The sequence below is a fragment of the Aquimarina acroporae genome, assembly GCF_023195925.1.
GTDB lineage: Bacteria > Bacteroidota > Bacteroidia > Flavobacteriales > Flavobacteriaceae > Aquimarina > Aquimarina acroporae.
The window spans coordinates 65,690-82,774 of record NZ_JALPRE010000013.1; the positions used below are offsets into that span (position 1 = coordinate 65,690).

A 17,085-nucleotide genomic window follows, 5' to 3' on the forward strand; every position below is an offset into this window, starting at 1 on the left:
CGACTGTCCGGAAAGTTTGAATTTCAAAGAAATGGGACATGCAAGCAAAGGGTTTTATGGCACAACAGTTTGTTCAATACACCAACCTGCTGATATGTTATTGTGTTGTGAAATGAAATCGGAAGTGCCAAAGTCTAAAGGGCAATGTGCTATATCTTGATCATTAGCCATAGTATTGATTTGCAACTCAACTCTATGTCCAACACCTGTAGACCCCAGAATTTGACCAGGCATAATCTGATCTCCTATAGCTACTTCTAGTTGTAGTATATGATCATAAATAATTAGCCATTCGGAATTCTCAGAAGTTTTGATCCATACTTCATAATCATCAACATTGGTATTTAATCTTATCTCTGTAATAAATCCTGATGTTACCGAAACAACAGGAGCTTCTTGATTAAGAAAATATTCGATTGCCGGATTTTGTTGAGTCGCACTTAATTCTTCTCCAAATGGAATAAACGAAGATACTTGATCAAGGGGTATTGGTGATTCGGAAAAAATGGGAGGTGTTGGGTCTAAAGAATCATCATCATTACTACAAGCTGTGATTAATAGTAGTAGAAGTATTATTTGGGTAAAGTTCATGTACAGGTTTTCTGTTGTTTTGGTATACCAAACGTTATTCATATGTCCACACATCTTGTAAATAAGGTGTTTCGTTTTCAAGACTAAAGCCATTTATAATCCAAAGTTTATTATCAAAATGTACCGAGCTGTGATATGCTCTTGAAGGAAAACTTTGCTTCTTAATTTTCTGCCAGGCCACCCCATCTTGACTAAACCAGATATCGTCAAAATAATCTTGGTTAGCGTCTACACCAGCTGTTAACCACATCCCTTTTTTGTTTGCAGCAAGCGTGTGATTTCTTCTGGGAGAGAACTGAGCACTAGGTGTAGCGAGAAACCATTGAAATCCATTTGCAGAATACCAAACATCATTAAGGTAGTTTCCATTTTCATCTATACCTCCTATCACCCAAATTCTATTTTTGTAAATAGTGGTTTTATGGCCATATCGTCTTCCAAAAGGGGCGAGGTTTGTGACTAGGTTCCAACTTACCCCATCGGTTACCCAGATATCTCCATTTACTGACCCTGGTGCACTACTTAATCCTCCTATCAAGAACATTCTCCCGTTTAGATTGGTAAATGAGTGAAATCTACGTGGAGAAAAAGGGCCATTTTGTGTAGCTAGCATCCATTCTTTCCCATTTTTACTATACCAAAGATCATTATATAATTGATTGCCTTGCATTCCCCCGGCAATCCACATTTTATCTTTGGTAACTGTCATTGCATGACCGTATCTTTGATTAAAAGAAGCATTTGAGTTTATCTGCGTCCATTTTTCTCCATCCAAACTACACCACACATCATTATAGGTAAACTGATTCTGTACCCCTGCAATCACCCATATTTTATTGTCAAATATACATGAGGTATGACCCGCTCTCCCTCCATAAGGAGTTTCTTTATTCACCAATGCGCTTGAGGAACTTTTATGTTCTTCAATTGAGCTTTCAAAAGTTTTATCTATATCCTGAATATTATCTACCTCACAACTATAGGTGAAAACTAGAAGTGTGATAAGAACTACAATATGTAGTATCCTCAGTTTTGTTTTCATAGCTTACATATTTTTACTATCTCTAACCGAAGATACCTTTAGATATGATGGAAAATGTCCTAGATGTTTGATTTTCAAAGAATTCGGACATATTTTAAGGTTCCTTTACTGCTTCTCTAATATTTCTTTACAGCTTATAATCTGTTTGACATACGATACCAAATCGTATTTCTCCCATAATGCTATGTCTTTTTTTAATACGAATGCATTCTGTTTCGATGCTATATATCTTTTTATGGGCTCGAGTATAGGGTCTTCGTCATTCGTTATTTTCAATACAGATTTAGCTCCAGGAATACTATAATTTCCTTCGTACTCATAACAAAACACGATAACTAGATCTCCTTCTGCAACCTCAATATCTTCAAAGCAATCTGAAACAAAAAAGTGTTGTTTTTCGTATCTATCTTTCTTTATGGCATTTGCAACAAGTACAGAATCAATTTTTATAACACCTTTTTTCGAAATATAATGTAATCTCTCATCCTCTTCTTCAACAGATATGATTGTTCCTAGGAAAACAAAAGCATACCGTTCACCACATTGCCCTATAAAGGGACCCGATTGAGGCCACCAATAGGTATAATTTACCGTTAGTGTATCAGAATGATCTGAAGAAATTTCCACATCACTCTTAATATCTATCTTTTCTTGAGCGCTACCGCGAAAACACATGATCACACATAAATTTAACCCTATAAATACTTGCAATATCGTTTTCATTTTAAATATCTAATTATCAAAGTCTTTTACCTATGTTATTCCAATGCAAAAGTTACTTTTATTTGATGTTTTAGAGGTTCTTTTGCTTTGTTAAAATAGAATCCATTGCGTTTTTGATTTATATCTTCGATATACAAAATTGCTCCTACTCTTTTGTTTATAGTTTTGGCAATTTCTGTGGCTCTATCTTTTGCGTCTGCAATAGCTTTTTGATTTAGCGCTCCAATTTCTGTATTGGTTAGATCTTTTGAGATAATATCTACCCATGTATTTGCCAGTCCTTTCATTTTTTGGGAGATTATTTTTTGAACCTCATCGATAGAACTAGTGGTATAAAAGTAGTATTCTGATTTGTTGTAATAACTAGATGTGATTCTATATAACAAATTTTCCTCAAATTTCTTAAAATCTACACCAATACCTTGCATCATCTCTTGATAAGATTCAACAACTTCTTTTAGACTTCGCGATTCTATATTCTGGTATCCATCGGCTAGAACCTCTTTTAATTCTATATTAATGACATATTCTTTTACTTTTATTTCTTTTACCGTTTCTCCAGCTACTGTTATTGTTGATTCTTTTTGTTGAGCAACGATTGAAGAAATGCACAACAACATGAAAAATAAATGTTTCATAGTTTTATATTTTAGTTATTATTTAAGTCTTAGATACATTTGATATAAGAAAGGATCCCCACTATTTTAGTTTAGATTAGATAATGAGGATCCCTGGGTAATGAAAAGCAATTGGACAAAAAAACTCAATCATTACGTATTACAAACTGTATGCATCCTATTCAAGTTTTATTACCCAATAGTCCCACTGGCCTTTACCCATTCCACTAATATCACCACCGGGTCCTTTTACATAACCTGCGGCTATATACCCATCACTAGACTGTCGAATTGCAGTTGCAAAATCTCCTTCTGGACCTCCGGCACCAAACTCCCAAGAAATTTCTCCAAGAGAATCTAACTTTACGATCCAATAATCTGCAAACCCACCATTATCTGAACTAACATCAAAATCGTCTGTTGCCGAATTACCTGCAATAATATAGCCTTGATCTGAAGTCTGCTGAATAGATTCTGCTATATCACTTTCAGAACTTCCATAATTGCTTTCCCAAACTAATTGCCCCGATGTATTTAGTTTTACTATCCAATAATCTTTTCCTCCATAATTATTACTTACATCGTTGGTTGAAGATTCTGAAAAACCTGCCACAATATAACCGCCATCTGTAGTTTGTTGTATGCCGTTTGCAATTTCATCCTGGTTACCTCCAAAATGTTCTCCCCAAACCAAATTCCCCAATGGATCTAATTTTACTATCCAATAATCTTTTTCTCCATTATTGCCATTGACATCATGATCTGATGACTCAGAATATCCTGCAACTATATACCCGCCATCGGTAGTTTGTTCAACGGCATTTGCAATATCGGTTTCACTTCCTCCAAGGCTAGTTTCCCACTCCAGAACTCCTGATGCATCAATTTTGATAATCCAATAATCAAGTGATCCATTATTTTCACTTACATCATCGCCAGACGCGCCACTAAAACCAGCGACAATATAACCGCCATCGGTGGTTTGTTGTATGTCATTTGCACTGTCGTTTGAACCTCCTCCATAAGTATTTTCCCAAACGATGTTACCAGAAGCATCAAGTTTTATAACCCAAGCATCAAAATTTCCATTTGTATCAAATTGAGAAGAATTAGTAGTTCCTGTAACAATATATCCACCATCTGAAGTTTGTTGTATACTGTCTCCTCTTTCATCTAAAGAACCTCCTAAATTAGTTTCCCACTCTAAATCTCCAGAGCTATTTAATTTAACGACCCAAACATCTCCTCCCAGATAATTATCTGCATCGTTATTACCCCCTACATCACCATCATCAGAATACGATGTTCCTGCTATTATATATCCTCCATCTGTGGTAAGTTCTAACGAATTAGCAATATCAATTCTAGACCCTCCATAAGATTTCTCCCAAACGAGATGTATCTGCGTATCTATTATTTCTTCTCCCGTATCAAACGTAAATGTACTTTCAGAAGTACCATTATTCCCATCGGATGCGATAACCGATCCACTATAACTGGTATTTGGAGCTAGTCCTTCTAAAGCAAATGTTGTACTGATATAGTTGGATACTATTTCATCATTGTCTAAGATAATGGTATATGATAAAGGATCATTGTCTGGGTCGACAGGTGCATCCCATGTAATAGAAGCTGAATTTGTAGTTACTTCATTTACTTCTACAGAGAAATCTCCCGGGTTTTGATTTTCCTCTACCGTTATAATATCGTCGTCATTTTTACAACCTATTACGATTAAACATAAGAGGCCTATAATATTAAGAAAGTGATTGTTTTTCATCGTGTTGCTTTTTATTATGTGATAGTTCGACCCCATATCGGGACATTAGATATCCTTAAATATGGGGCTATCGTAATTGAGGTAATCGTTTGATAAAAGTACGTTGCTGGGTAGGTGTTGGTATCCGGAAAGTTTGAATTTCAAAGAATTCGGACATATTAATTTGTTTTCCGGTAGGTACTGGGAGAAACTCCTGTTACTTTTTTGAAAGCGCTATAAAATGTAGACTTAGAATTGAATCCAGACTCCAACCCAATACTAATAATCGTGTAGTGTATAAAACTTGTGTTTTTCAACTTTTCCTTTGCATCTTCTACTCTAAAGCCATTTATATAATCTGTGAAATTTTTACCCGTTAGTTTATTTACCAATTGTGATAAGTAGTTGCTACTTATTTTAAGTTTTTGAGCCATGCTTTCTAATCCCAGATTAGGGTCTCTATACATTTTGGCTTCTTTCATTAGAAAATCTAGCTCTTTAAAATATATATTATCATTGGTAATGCGTTTCTGGCAGAGATTCTTTGTATAGATATGTTGTAATTTTTTGGATGTTAATTTGGCGATTAAATGGAAAAGAAAAATATGATTTTGTGTAAAAAATCCTTTTTCAGAATGTTCAGAATCTAATACTCCTATCACTTCATTTTCAAGACATATCGGTACCGCCAGCTCAGATCTTCTTGGGAGATCATCTACAATATAATGTAAGTTACCTGAAAGATCATCTACACAATTATAGGTTCCGGTTTCTGCAACATTTCCCACGATACCCGCACCTAATTTTATTTTTATAGGACTTATTACTTTTTTCCCACCATTATTTTTATTCCCAAATGCGGCTTTTTGAAGCAAAGATTTCTCTTTTTTGTCTACCATATAAATTACACAATCTTCCAATTGGAGATGAGCGATGCAATTTTCTACGATATCCCAAAGTACTTCATCTACATTGTTTTTCCCAAATAAAGATGTAGCAAAGTAACTCAATATAGAGATCGTTTCGGTTTGAGCCTCATTAACCATATCTACATCCATTTCTGAAAAAACCTCATCTAACCACGGTTGATTTGAAGTTTTGTCTTTTATGGTTTCCTTTTCAATTTTGGTATTACCTGAATTTTCGTTTCTGTTTAAATAGCTCCATCGAAAACTCTGAAAACTTTTAATTGCAGATTTGTTGAACTCGAAATAGGTTTCAACCTGGGGTAATACTAAAAACATGATATAGCTAATAAGAGCCACAAGAAACGTGATCATCTCAAACTGTAATTTTGTATAAAATACAAGTAAAACTACTAGTGCTATCCCTACCTTAACCCCATCCTTAATATCTGTATTTCTTCTTAAATTTTTCATGATTCGTTTTTTTGTCCAAGTCAAATATATTTTCTAAATCATGTTAAAAACAAAGGGTTTTCATCGAAATTCCCTGAATTTCCAAATACAAAAAACAACTTAAAGATCTGATTTTCAATTATTTAATCTCTTATAAGAAACTTAATCTTTCATTGTAGAAAATACTATCTTTATATGGTCATAAATGCATCAAAAACCCAAATACACTCTTTTGGAACCAAAAGAATTATATCGTTGTATTACTTCCTTTTTGCCAAAGGCAATCTGGGTTTTATTCCTATTTCATGGGAATTTGATCTTTTCTCAAGACCAAAGTTTCGTCGTTCCAGATTCTTTACAACATTTGGGTTATAAAGAACTGTACTCTTCTTATGTTAAAACCTGGCCAGACACTCTGGTTTCAAAAATTTATCTTAATACATATCTAAAAAAAGCGGTTCTAGACAATGACCCCATTAAAAAAGCCAAGGCTTACTGCTTACTTTCTTATTATGCTGTAGAAGAATCAAAAAAAATTGAACTTTTAGATCGTTCTATAGCATTAAGTGCTGGTCTTGGAGATAAAGTTTATCCTATCGAGGCCTATTCTTTTAAGGGGGGATATTATTTAAAAAAAGGAAATATAGCAGCTGCTTTGGATAATTATTTAAAGATTTTACCCATTGCAGAGCAAGTTGACAACCAAGAGTATCTTTATATCACCAGACACAATATTGCTCGTATAAAAACGGAAATAGGAAAACATGATGAGGCACTACCTTTATTTAAAGAAAACTTTATTCATAATAGCTCTAAGCCGAAAATAAACACCACGCGATATTTAAAATCTTCTATTAAACTGGGAGAATCTTATCGATATAACAATAAGCTAGATTCTGCATCTATTATTAACCATAAAGCACTTCAAAAACTAGAAGGATCTGAATATCATTACAACCGGTTTTATGGTAAGATTATGATCAATGAAGGGATTACTCTTTTTTACAAAAAAAATTATATCCAGGCTCAAGATACCATTACCCAAGGTATAAGACAACTTGACAAGCAAAATGATGAAAATAAGAACGTTTATATTCTCGGCGAATTTCATCTTGGAAAACTAGCTCGAATTCAAAATAACTACAAAAAAGCAACGTATCATTTTTTAACTGTAGATTCAATTTTTGAAAAGGAACATAAGGCCCCTTTAGAGGTTAGAGAAGGGTATGAATTTTTACTGAAATTTGCCAAGAATAACAACAATAAAGAAGATCAACTAAAGTATATTAACAAGCTTATCGTTTTTGATAGCATTACTAATAGTGAAGCCTCATTTATATCTTCAAGATTATTTAAAGATTTTGATACTCCCATTCTTTTACAGGAAAAAGAAAAACTTATTAATGAGTTAAAAGGGACCAATAAGAATTTAAATGTTTTGGTGCTTTCTTTGGGTATCATCACTCTTATTATCACTATATTTTTATATAGACAATATCAAAAGAAAAAAACCTACCGAGAAAAGTTTGAGCAATTAATAGCCTCAGAAAATACAAAAGAAACGCAAACCCCTTCGGCTTCTCCACTAGACATTGGCGTTACTGAAGAGATCATATCAGAAATTCTTGATAAGCTCAAATCATTTGAAGAAAAGCAACTTTTCCTTAAAAAAAATATTAGCGTAACTTCTTTGGCCAAAGACATTAAAACCAATACAAAATATTTATCTAAGGTTATTAACCACTACAAACAAAAGAATTTTGCTAATTATATAAATGATCTAAGAATACAATATGCCGTGGAAAAACTCAAAACTGACAAAACTCTTAAACACTATACCATACAGAGTATTGCCGAAGAAATGGGATTTAATACTGCTGAATCTTTTTCATCTGCATTTAAAAAAACTACAGGTATCAAAACCACTTACTTTCTTAAGAAATTAAATGATCTAAACACCGATTAAAATATCGAAATTCCGCGAATTTCGATGAACAACATGTTCATTTTGAGGTTATTTGCTTTTTTTTCGATTATATTTACCCTGGGAAAACAAAAGCATAATTTTTTAATAATCAAACATTATGAAAAAAGCAAAGGGCAAAAAACTGCATCTTAAAAAGGTAGATGTAGCCAAATTAAATGGAAATGATATGCATCTAATCAAGGGAGGTAGAAAAAGTGGAGAACCGACTTGTAATGGTGAAGATGATGTTATTCCTTATTCTAAAGATAGACGTTGTAGAACACAACAAGTAAACTGTACAAGTCCAACTGTTATTGGTTTTTAGAACCTCCTTGTAGATTTAAGTAATAAAAACCTTCAGTGCATAATTGTTCACTGAAGGTTTTTATTTATAATTTATTTTAACTCCAAAACGGTGGTTGCGGTCGTTTTTCCATTCGAAATCTCAACATTATACTGCCCCACTGGAAGATAATATGCTCCGTTTTTTCTTTTAGCTACCCTATCATCAGGAAATTCTTTTTCTAATAAGTCTTTTCCTTTTTCGGTCATCGTAAGGTCATAATCAATATAATTAAGTCCATCGTTTACTTGTGTCGAAAACTCTTGCAGTATTTTACCTCCTATTGATGTAATTTGTATGCGTGCCTTTCCTTCAAATTGTGTGTATATAGGAATGGTAATTGAAGGCTTTTGAGCATCGAACCATTTGCTCCAGGAGACACCCCATCGGTCTGACCATCTCATCTCTGGTAATTCGAACGCATGCAATGGTTTTTTGAGAACATTTTCATCTAGCAGTTGTATAGCACTTACATTGGTTTTATAAATGCTTCTACCATGAGTTCCTAACAACAAATCATTTTCGTCTGGCTGAATGACCATATCATGAATTGCTACATTTGGCAATCCTTTTGAAAAAGCATTCCATGTGGCACCTTGATCCAAAGAAACATATGCTCCGTTATCTGTACCCACATAAAGTACATTTTCATTTTTCGGGTCTTCTATAATAACATTTACCGGCGAGGTCGGTAGATTATCACCAATATTTTTCCAGGTTTGCCCGTAGTTCTCGCTTACAAATACATAAGGTTTAAAATCATCCCAACGATATCCATTTAGTGTAACATATACTCTTTCTTTTTTATGTTCTGATGCTACTACTCGAGATACCCATAAATCTTTGGGGAATGTTGTAGAAACATCTACCCAACTACCTCCAGCGTTTTTGGACACATACACCAAGCCGTCATCGCTTCCGGTATATAATAATCCGAAATGAAATGGTGATTCAGAAACCGTAGTAAGCGTACCATAGGCAACATTTCCTTTCTTCCCACCACCGGTAAGGTCATCAGAAATGGCCGTCCAATCATCCCCTTGATTCATTGATCGCATTAGCTTATTACCTCCCATATATACAATATCTTGATTGTGAGAAGAAAGTAGTATTGGCGTCTGCCAGTTAAATCGATAAGGAGCATCTCCTAACTCATGTTTAGGTTGTATATAGGTCTGCTTATTGTTAGCACGATCCAATCTAAAGTAATTTCCAAACTGAAAACCGGTATACACAATATTTGCATCTCTATTATCTATTTGCACTTGCATACCATCTCCTCCCATAATACTCTCCCATGGGTAATGACCGCTTTGGTGCCATTCAGAATTTTCCTGCGAGGTATTGGCACCAACCCAAACACCATTATCTTGTAAACCTCCGTATACATTGTACGGTGTTTCATGGTCTATATTTATGGCATAAAATTGCCCTACATTGGGTTGATTGGCCTTTATCCAGTGCTCGCCATCATCATAAGAGATATTTATACCTCCGTCATTTCCATTAATTAGATGTTTAGGGTTACTTGGGTTGATCCAAAGTGAATGATGGTCTGCGTGAACATTTTTTCCTTGAATACTTACAAACTCTTTTCCTCCGTCTTTAGATTTCAAAATAGGTACCCCACTGATGTAGATATGTTCTTTGTTTTTTGGGTTTACCTGAATCTGACCAAAGTAATATCCGTAACTATAATATAGATCATCTAGATACTCTTCATGCGTCTTGCGCCATGTTTTACCTCCATCATCACTTCTATATACCTCTGCACCAACTACTGGAGTGTCAAACAGCAAAGAATTGGCATCTTCTAGATACTTTGCAAGATCTTTGGGTTGCGCAGCACCGCTTCTTACCATCTGTTTTACATTGTCGGCTCTATATTTTTCCTGAAAACCATTGGTCTTTAAGAATATGTTTAATTTTTTATTATCAATTTTCAGAAACTCCTCGGCAGACATGGTTTTAAAATCCTCTTTGGTAAGTCTTTTGTCTGTTTTTTCTTTTTGACTCTTTTTTCTTCTGAATTGACTATCATGCACCACATATATCGTATTGGCATCAAAAACTGCAACTCCTATTCTTCCCACTCCATCTCCGGTAGGAAAACCACTGCCTTCTACAGATACTTTGGTCCAAGTAGTACCTGCATCACTACTCTTGTATATGCCAGAGCCAGAACCATTACCTCTAAAGTTCCATGATTTACGATCTTTATCCCAAGCCGAGGCATACATGATATTAAAATTATCTGGGGCATAACTTACATCAATAATTCCCGTTTGATCATTTATAAATAATGTTTTGATCCAGGTAGTACCTCCATCTGTAGTTTTATAAACCCCTCTCTCTTCATTGGCCGAATATAAATGACCAGTCACTCCAACAACGATCTCTTCTGGGTTATTGGGGTTCATTACAATTCTACCTATATGGTGAGAATCTGGCAGCCCTACATTTTTCCAGGTTTTACCTTTATCTGAAGATTTTAAAATTCCAATTCCAGCATAAGATGATCTAGAAGAATTGTTTTCACCTGTTCCTACCCATATGGTCTCATTTTGCCAGTCTACAGCAATATCGCCGATATTAATCGTAGCTGCAGCATCCATTACTGGAGCAAAAGTAGTCCCATTATTATTGGTATACCACAATCCTCCAGAAGCATAGGCAACATAAAATTCTGTCGTATTCTTAGGGTTTACATCTACATCTACGACTCGACCACTCATTACAGAAGGGCCTATATTCTTAAACATTACGTTCTTTACTAACGAGGACGATTCCATTTGTTTTTTCTGGAGCAATCCTTTTAGTACGTCTTCAGGACTTGTTTGTGTTTGCTGAGAAAAAAGAGAGTACGCACTTACAAAAAGAAGTAAGGCAAGAGTTTGTGTTTTCATTTTGGTGGTAATTTATGCTGCTGAAAATAGATATTACCAAAATAAACACAAAATTTTTAGTTCTTGTTTAACTATTCTGGAGCTTAGCACTTAAAAAAGCTTATTTCTCCGTTTTATCAAAACACTTATCTCCTAAGGTCATAATATCTCTTATAAAAACCTGCAATTGCCATCATCACAATAACTGTAAATACGTAAAAAATATGATCTATATTTTGTGATACGCCTCCAAAATAATCAAAAAAAGGAATTTGATTAAGATTCACATATGTTATAAAAAAGAATAGTGCCTCAAATAATTTTTTTTGCTTGGTAAAGATCCCTAAAAATGCAGCTAAAAATAAGACAAATACCCCTCCCACAATAATAAACATAACAACATTAAACTTCATTAGAAAAATGTAGCGAAGCGTTAACGGAAGTGCTAAAAAAAGTACCAATAACAGCCCTGCAAATAATTGAGAAAGAAGAAGTCTGCTTATAGGTCTCAACGATGTAAACGAAAAATAATGAACATCATTTTCTACTTCCTTTGTGGTGAGATCTGACAATCGGTTTACTTGTAAAAACCATAATATCGGTAGTACAAACTTATGGGCAAATTCTATGTTTAGAACCGCAAGCAGTATCATTCCGATGGCATTAAGACCCCATAACCACTTATTGCCTTTTCGCAGCAAAAGGAATACTTCGGTTCGTACCAGAGGCAAAATATTGGTACTCTTCTGGAGTTTTGGTAGTTGAGTTAAATTAATATCTTTTAATTCTGCTTTCGGTAATATCTGTTTTACCGTCTTTTCTGAAGGCAAAATATCTCTCATATTGAACCTGTGAAAAAAAGGTGAAACAAGCCCTACAAGTAAAATACCTATAAACATCCAGGTTAACCTACTTACAAGAAAATACGATGGAAAATCTATCCCTTCAAAACTAAATTTCTTTGCTTTGGTGGTATTTCCTAAAACGTATCCTATGGTCATTTCAGAATCTTCCTCCAGCGGTAAAACCTCTCGAACACTTTGCTCCATGGTATCCAATACAATTTTACTACCAAAAACATCTAGAGCATATCTCATTTCACTTTGGGGAGAAACCGCTAACGAAAATGAAAACATGATGAAAAAAAGTATATTTTGAATAACCGAGTATCTGCCTAGAATCACCTCAAATATCACGGCTATTGCCGAAAGAAAAAACATAGATGGTATTGTAATGATTAGATATGGTTTAATAAATTGAAAAAGCTCAAAACGGAATCCATCATTGTACAAGGTAAAAAGTATTATGCTCATCAAAAAAGTGATAGAAACTATGGTTGTTAATATCAAGAAATTACTAAAAACCTTTGATAGTAAATACGTGGTATTATAAATCCTTGTTGAGGCTATGATCTGGCCAACTTTGGTTTTAATATCCTTTTTAATGCTAGTATTTATAAGATAAAAACCGATTAATGATAAAAAAATACTTGTCATCGTGGCCGTCACATATCCAAACCAGGCAGAATTATAATATCCAACATGATCCCCTATTCTTATGGTAGAATAACTTGCATTTGGTTCTGGTACAAAGGTGTATGAAATGGCCAGTGAAGCACATAGTGTAATCAAAAAAGAATAACTTCTTACACGAGTTAAATAGTCTAGTTTTATAATATTTAAAAATAATCTCATGCGCTATATTTTAGTTGTGAGTTAAGTATAAATAAGCATCTTCGAGGGTCGGTTTTTGTGGTGTCGATTTTTCGATAGGCACTTCAGAAACATATCTAACCGTTGTTTTACCTTGATATCGTGTTGTACTCAAGATTTTTATATGATCACTAAACCTTGGCGACACATCAGTGTCAAATTGGGTTTCAAAGATTTTTCCTTTGACTTGTTCGATAATATTTTGTGTTTTCCCTTTGGTAATTAAAGAGCCTTTTTTCATAATGGCTACCTCATCTGCAATAATGTCGACATCTGAAACGATATGAGACGATAAAATAACAATGCTTTGGGTTGCCAGATCAGAAATTAGATTTCTAAATCGCACCCGCTCTTCTGGATCTAATCCCACTGTTGGTTCATCAAAAATGATAATTCTGGGGTCATTAAGTAACGTTTGAGCGATGCCTATTCTTTGTTTCATTCCACCAGAGTATTTACCAATTGGTTTTGATGCCACATCCAAAAGATTAAGTCCGTCTAGCAGTTTTTCGATTCTTTGTTTTAAACCAACTCCTCCCACTCCTTTTACTGCTGCCATATACTCCAAAAACTCAAATGCATTCAGGTTAGGATAGACTCCAAAATCCTGTGGTAAAAAGCCCATTTGTTGTCGTATATAGTTAACATCTTTAACGATGTTATTTTTATTTAAAAGAATAATACCTTCAGAAGGTTTGTTTACGGTAGCAATCATTTTCATTAGGGTAGATTTACCTGCTCCGTTTGGTCCTAACAGGCCTAAAATTCCTTTTTCTATGGTTAATGAAAAATCTTTCACTCCATATTTCTTTCTCCCGTAACGCTTTGACACGTTTTTGATTTCTAACTTCATGGTTTAAGATATTAGTGATTTGAGCTTATTTTGCTGATCGTAGTTGTAAAACCATTTTGACTAAAAGACAAGCTGTTCGTATCATTCTGAATTTGTGTTAAGATCACTCCAACGGTAGTATCATAAAGAGACTTTTCATTTTGCTGGGTAAGTTCACTCTTTACACCCTGCGCTTCAGAAACTAGGTACATTTTATTGTTTTCCAGCGTTATTTTTAGCGTTAAGTTTGCTTCTTTAAGAAAATAAGTCCCTGTGTATTTTTTGAAATTATCTATATCAATATTTCTAAAACTTTCTATAGGATTATTATTTATGTAAGCTAATACATCATTAGAAATAGAATTTTTAGAAGGAATTGTTCTACTGTTAGAAAACATCAAATACAGGTCTGTGGTGGCTGGATTGTATTGATTTCTAAATGCATATCCTATATTATTTCCCCCATGTCCGTAGTAAGTTGTTCCGTTAATATTAGTTTTAAACAACCCTAAACCATAATGTTGGTTTCCAGATTCCATCATCATTTTCACCGTTTCTTTTTTAAGTAATTGTTCCGTTTCAAAAAGGGAGGTATAGAATATTTCCATATCTGTTAAGGTAGAAGCAATGCTTCCTGCCGCATAGGCAATATTGGCGAAATAACGGTAATCTAAATAGTTAGTTACATCTTTTTCCTCGTAATAAGGTGTTGCTAGGTTTGGTATGTTTTTATGTACATATGGATAGGTATTCCTCATTTTTAAAGGAATAAAAATGCACTCTCTTAGTACATCAAAATAACTTTGACCCGTTACTTTTTCGATAATCCTACCCAAAACAAAATAATTCGTATTACAGTAATCAAAAGAGCCTACCATTTCTGGATTGTTTTTCTCCACTTGATCTAACAAATTGGAATTGTAAATTGCATCGTCCTTTCCATAAAAAATATCCAAAACATTTTTCCCTATTATTTCATCTAAGCCACTTTCATGTGCAAGCAATGTCTCTATGGTTAATGAACTATCTATATTTGGTATAGGAGTCAAAAAGGCGCCTATACTATCGGTTAGTTTTAGGGTTCCTTTTTCATATTCTTGTAAAATGAGTATCGCAGTAAAAGTTTTGGTAGCACTACCAATATTGAAAACACTATTCTGGTCAAGATTAAAATTACCTAAACTTACAGTTTCGGTTTTATCATTTTTTTTGACAAGAATGCTGATTCCTTTATTTTGTTCCTTTAGGATGGAATCATATTTATTAGAGACAGCTGTTAAATCACTTGTTTGCGTATACGCAATGTGTTTTATAAACAGTGCTATAAATAGAAGCAGTAATTGATGTAAAGTTTTCATACGTTTAAGATTTTATACTTGTTCGAATCAAAACTCCATTAATTTATACCGATCCTAAAAAAAGAATGATAAAAGACGCTCAAAACATGATCTTAGAAAAAAAGTCCTTTTATCATTAAAACGAGGTCACTTAGACCAAATATGATATATTACATCATAAAAACATGATCTTTTGACCTTCTAAAGCTACTTTTGAGAGTAATTTTTAAGAAAATATGGTAACCCGATTAGACGCTTTAATTGATAATAAAATTGCACAAAACCTATTTATTTGGTTGTTGTTATTTCTCATTTTATTGGCTACTATACAAGCCGATAACCGTTGGTTGGCAGCATTATTTGTAATTATATTACTAGCTCCTCCCGTATACATCAATAACATATATATTCTTCCGTACATACAGAAAAATCGAAGAATATTTGTCGGGTTATTTCTTGCAAATCTTATTCTTTGGAATACCATTTTGGTATATATTTTAACAAGTGTACTTAAGCAAGAGTATAAATGGACTATGTGGATCAACTTTGTGGGTGTTCTTTTCTTAGCATTGTCTTTTTCATCAACAATTAAACTAGCAAGAGATAGTTTTTATAGAAGGCAACAGGAAAAAGATGCAGAATTAAAACTTCTCAAAGCACAACTCAATCCTCATTTCTTATTTAACACATTGAATAATCTATACGGGTTATCGGTAATAAAATCGAACAAGTTACCTGGACTCATGCTAACACTTTCTGACCTATTGCGCTACAGCCTATATGATACCCAAGAGACTCTTGTTCCGTTAGATAAAGAAATACAGTATATCGAAAATTACGTTTCTTTAGAAAAAATCAGGTTAGAAAGCACTGCCAAAATTCAATTTGATAAAAATGGAGATACTTCTTCTACACAAATTGCTCCCATGCTATTAATTGTGTTTGTTGAAAATGCCTTCAAATACTTAGACTCTTCTACAAATTCAAATAGTAGTGTCTCCATTTCGGTAACAACCACAGAAAATGAAATCAATTTTAAGTGCAGCAACACTTATACCAGTAGCCATTCAAACCTAAAAAAGCTAGAAATAGGAAATAGTGGAATCGGGTTACAAAATGCAAAAAAACGATTAGGTTTGATTTATCCGGATAAGCACAGATTAGAAATTAAATCTAAGGATGAAAAATTTATCGTAGAACTAACCTTACAAGTAAAGTCATGATGAAATGTATACTAGCAGATGATGAACCAATTGCCAGGCAAATTTTGGAAAACTATATCAAAGAGATTCCAAACCTTGAGCTCATCGCCTCTTGCAAAAATGCTTTTGAAGTTATTGAAGTTTTACAAAAACAATCACCAGACATTTTGTTTTTAGACATAAATATGCCCAAATTATCGGGACTAAGTCTTCTTAAAACCTTACAACAAAAGCCTGCGGTTATTATTACCACTGCTTACCCAGAGCATGCCGTTGTGGGATTTGAACTCGCGGTGACAGATTACTTATTAAAACCTTTTTCATTTGAACGTTTTCTTCAGGCAGTATATAAAGTTAATACTAAAAATGAAGCCACTAACACGATCATCAAAGAAGAAAAAGAAACTCCAAAAACAATTTTTGTAAAGAGCGACAAAAAAATTATTAAACTAAATACAGATCATATTTCTCACATCGAAGCATACGGTAATTATATAAAAATCTATACCGACCGCATGATTCTCACCCCGCAAACGCTAACCGAATTTAGTGAAAAGTTACCCGAATGTTTTTTAAGGATTCATAAATCTTTTGTAGTGAACTTCGATAAGCTTAAGTTAATCGACGGCAATCAGTTTGTATTACAAAATGAAGTTAAACTACCTATTGGTAAATCCTATAGAAAACAGGTAATTGATAAAATTGATTACTAATTACA

General features: G+C 33.8%; 14 protein-coding genes. 4 read left to right on the forward strand and 10 right to left on the reverse strand.

Annotated elements, in window-relative coordinates; translation table 11 throughout:
- Positions 1–54: 54 nt before the first annotated feature.
- The 6 genes from M0D21_RS18695 to M0D21_RS18720 all read right to left on the reverse strand — a co-directional run bounded on the left by M0D21_RS18695 (position 55) and on the right by M0D21_RS18720 (position 6,111).
- A complete protein-coding gene (locus M0D21_RS18695) occupies positions 55–591 on the reverse strand; it encodes a peptidoglycan DD-metalloendopeptidase family protein (RefSeq protein ID WP_248332297.1) in 537 nt (178 codons plus the stop codon).
- Positions 592–625: 34 nt separating this feature from the next.
- Positions 626–1,633 (reverse strand): Kelch repeat-containing protein, encoded by a 1,008-nt coding sequence (locus M0D21_RS18700; RefSeq protein ID WP_248332299.1) that lies wholly within the window; start codon positions 1,631–1,633, stop codon positions 626–628.
- A 105-nt stretch (positions 1,634–1,738) separates the two neighbouring features.
- The gene (locus M0D21_RS18705; protein ID WP_248332301.1) at positions 1,739–2,356 is read right to left on the reverse strand and encodes a hypothetical protein; all 618 of its coding nucleotides are present in this window, start codon (positions 2,354–2,356) and stop codon (positions 1,739–1,741) included.
- A 35-nt stretch (positions 2,357–2,391) separates the two neighbouring features.
- Positions 2,392–2,994, reverse strand: coding sequence for an SIMPL domain-containing protein (locus M0D21_RS18710; RefSeq protein WP_248332303.1), 603 nt, complete (start codon positions 2,992–2,994; stop codon positions 2,392–2,394).
- A gap of 157 nt (positions 2,995–3,151) precedes the next feature.
- Complete coding sequence (locus M0D21_RS18715) at positions 3,152–4,753, reverse strand: fibronectin type III domain-containing protein (RefSeq protein WP_248332305.1); 1,602 nt, start codon at positions 4,751–4,753, stop codon at positions 3,152–3,154.
- Between the two features lie 158 nt (positions 4,754–4,911).
- Positions 4,912–6,111: a helix-turn-helix domain-containing protein gene (locus M0D21_RS18720; protein ID WP_248332307.1), complete on the reverse strand. Its 1,200-nt coding sequence runs from the start codon at positions 6,109–6,111 to the stop codon at positions 4,912–4,914.
- Positions 6,112–6,322: 211 nt separating this feature from the next.
- On the opposite strand from M0D21_RS18720, the gene M0D21_RS18725 reads away from it, so the two are divergent.
- Positions 6,323–8,056, forward strand: a complete 1,734-nt coding sequence (locus M0D21_RS18725; protein ID WP_248332309.1) for an AraC family transcriptional regulator — start codon at positions 6,323–6,325, stop codon at positions 8,054–8,056.
- Between the two features lie 118 nt (positions 8,057–8,174).
- Positions 8,175–8,381 (forward strand): class I lanthipeptide, encoded by a 207-nt coding sequence (locus M0D21_RS18730; protein WP_248332311.1) that lies wholly within the window; start codon positions 8,175–8,177, stop codon positions 8,379–8,381.
- A 71-nt stretch (positions 8,382–8,452) separates the two neighbouring features.
- Here M0D21_RS18730 and M0D21_RS18735 read toward each other — a convergent pair whose 3' ends face one another.
- The 4 genes from M0D21_RS18735 to M0D21_RS18750 form a co-directional block, all read right to left on the reverse strand.
- Entirely contained in the window at positions 8,453–11,305 is a 2,853-nt protein-coding gene (locus M0D21_RS18735) for a VPS10 domain-containing protein (protein WP_248332313.1), read from the reverse strand.
- 125 nt (positions 11,306–11,430) lie between these two features.
- On the reverse strand, positions 11,431–12,978 hold the full coding sequence (locus tag M0D21_RS18740; protein WP_248332315.1) for an ABC transporter permease: 1,548 nt from the start codon (positions 12,976–12,978) through the stop codon (positions 11,431–11,433).
- Between the two features lie 10 nt (positions 12,979–12,988).
- Entirely contained in the window at positions 12,989–13,849 is an 861-nt protein-coding gene (locus tag M0D21_RS18745; RefSeq protein WP_248332317.1) for an ABC transporter ATP-binding protein, read from the reverse strand.
- Between the two features lie 11 nt (positions 13,850–13,860).
- Positions 13,861–15,186, reverse strand: a complete 1,326-nt coding sequence (locus tag M0D21_RS18750; RefSeq protein ID WP_248332319.1) for a serine hydrolase domain-containing protein — start codon at positions 15,184–15,186, stop codon at positions 13,861–13,863.
- A gap of 215 nt (positions 15,187–15,401) precedes the next feature.
- Between M0D21_RS18750 and M0D21_RS18755 the strand changes: the two genes are divergently transcribed.
- Positions 15,402–16,388, forward strand: a complete 987-nt coding sequence (locus M0D21_RS18755) for a sensor histidine kinase (RefSeq protein ID WP_248332321.1) — start codon at positions 15,402–15,404, stop codon at positions 16,386–16,388.
- Positions 16,385–17,080, forward strand: coding sequence for a LytR/AlgR family response regulator transcription factor (locus M0D21_RS18760; RefSeq protein WP_248332323.1), 696 nt, complete (start codon positions 16,385–16,387; stop codon positions 17,078–17,080). Before M0D21_RS18755 ends, M0D21_RS18760 begins: the two co-directional genes overlap by 4 nt.
- Positions 17,081–17,085 lie beyond the last annotated feature (5 nt).

Coding starts and splice junctions, on each gene's coding strand:
- M0D21_RS18745 (WP_248332317.1), bottom strand. CDS start 13,849: ATGAAGTTAGAAATCAAAAACGTGTCAAAGCGTTACGGGAGAAAGAAA.
- M0D21_RS18750 (WP_248332319.1), bottom strand. CDS start 15,186: ATGAAAACTTTACATCAATTACTGCTTCTATTTATAGCACTGTTTATA.
- M0D21_RS18760 (WP_248332323.1), top strand. CDS start 16,385: ATGATGAAATGTATACTAGCAGATGATGAACCAATTGCCAGGCAAATT.
- M0D21_RS18735 (WP_248332313.1), bottom strand. CDS start 11,305: ATGAAAACACAAACTCTTGCCTTACTTCTTTTTGTAAGTGCGTACTCT.
- M0D21_RS18755 (WP_248332321.1), top strand. CDS start 15,402: ATGGTAACCCGATTAGACGCTTTAATTGATAATAAAATTGCACAAAAC.
- M0D21_RS18730 (WP_248332311.1), top strand. CDS start 8,175: ATGAAAAAAGCAAAGGGCAAAAAACTGCATCTTAAAAAGGTAGATGTA.
- M0D21_RS18715 (WP_248332305.1), bottom strand. CDS start 4,753: ATGAAAAACAATCACTTTCTTAATATTATAGGCCTCTTATGTTTAATC.
- M0D21_RS18720 (WP_248332307.1), bottom strand. CDS start 6,111: ATGAAAAATTTAAGAAGAAATACAGATATTAAGGATGGGGTTAAGGTA.
- M0D21_RS18700 (WP_248332299.1), bottom strand. CDS start 1,633: ATGAAAACAAAACTGAGGATACTACATATTGTAGTTCTTATCACACTT.
- M0D21_RS18705 (WP_248332301.1), bottom strand. CDS start 2,356: ATGAAAACGATATTGCAAGTATTTATAGGGTTAAATTTATGTGTGATC.
- M0D21_RS18740 (WP_248332315.1), bottom strand. CDS start 12,978: ATGAGATTATTTTTAAATATTATAAAACTAGACTATTTAACTCGTGTA.
- M0D21_RS18695 (WP_248332297.1), bottom strand. CDS start 591: ATGAACTTTACCCAAATAATACTTCTACTACTATTAATCACAGCTTGT.
- M0D21_RS18710 (WP_248332303.1), bottom strand. CDS start 2,994: ATGAAACATTTATTTTTCATGTTGTTGTGCATTTCTTCAATCGTTGCT.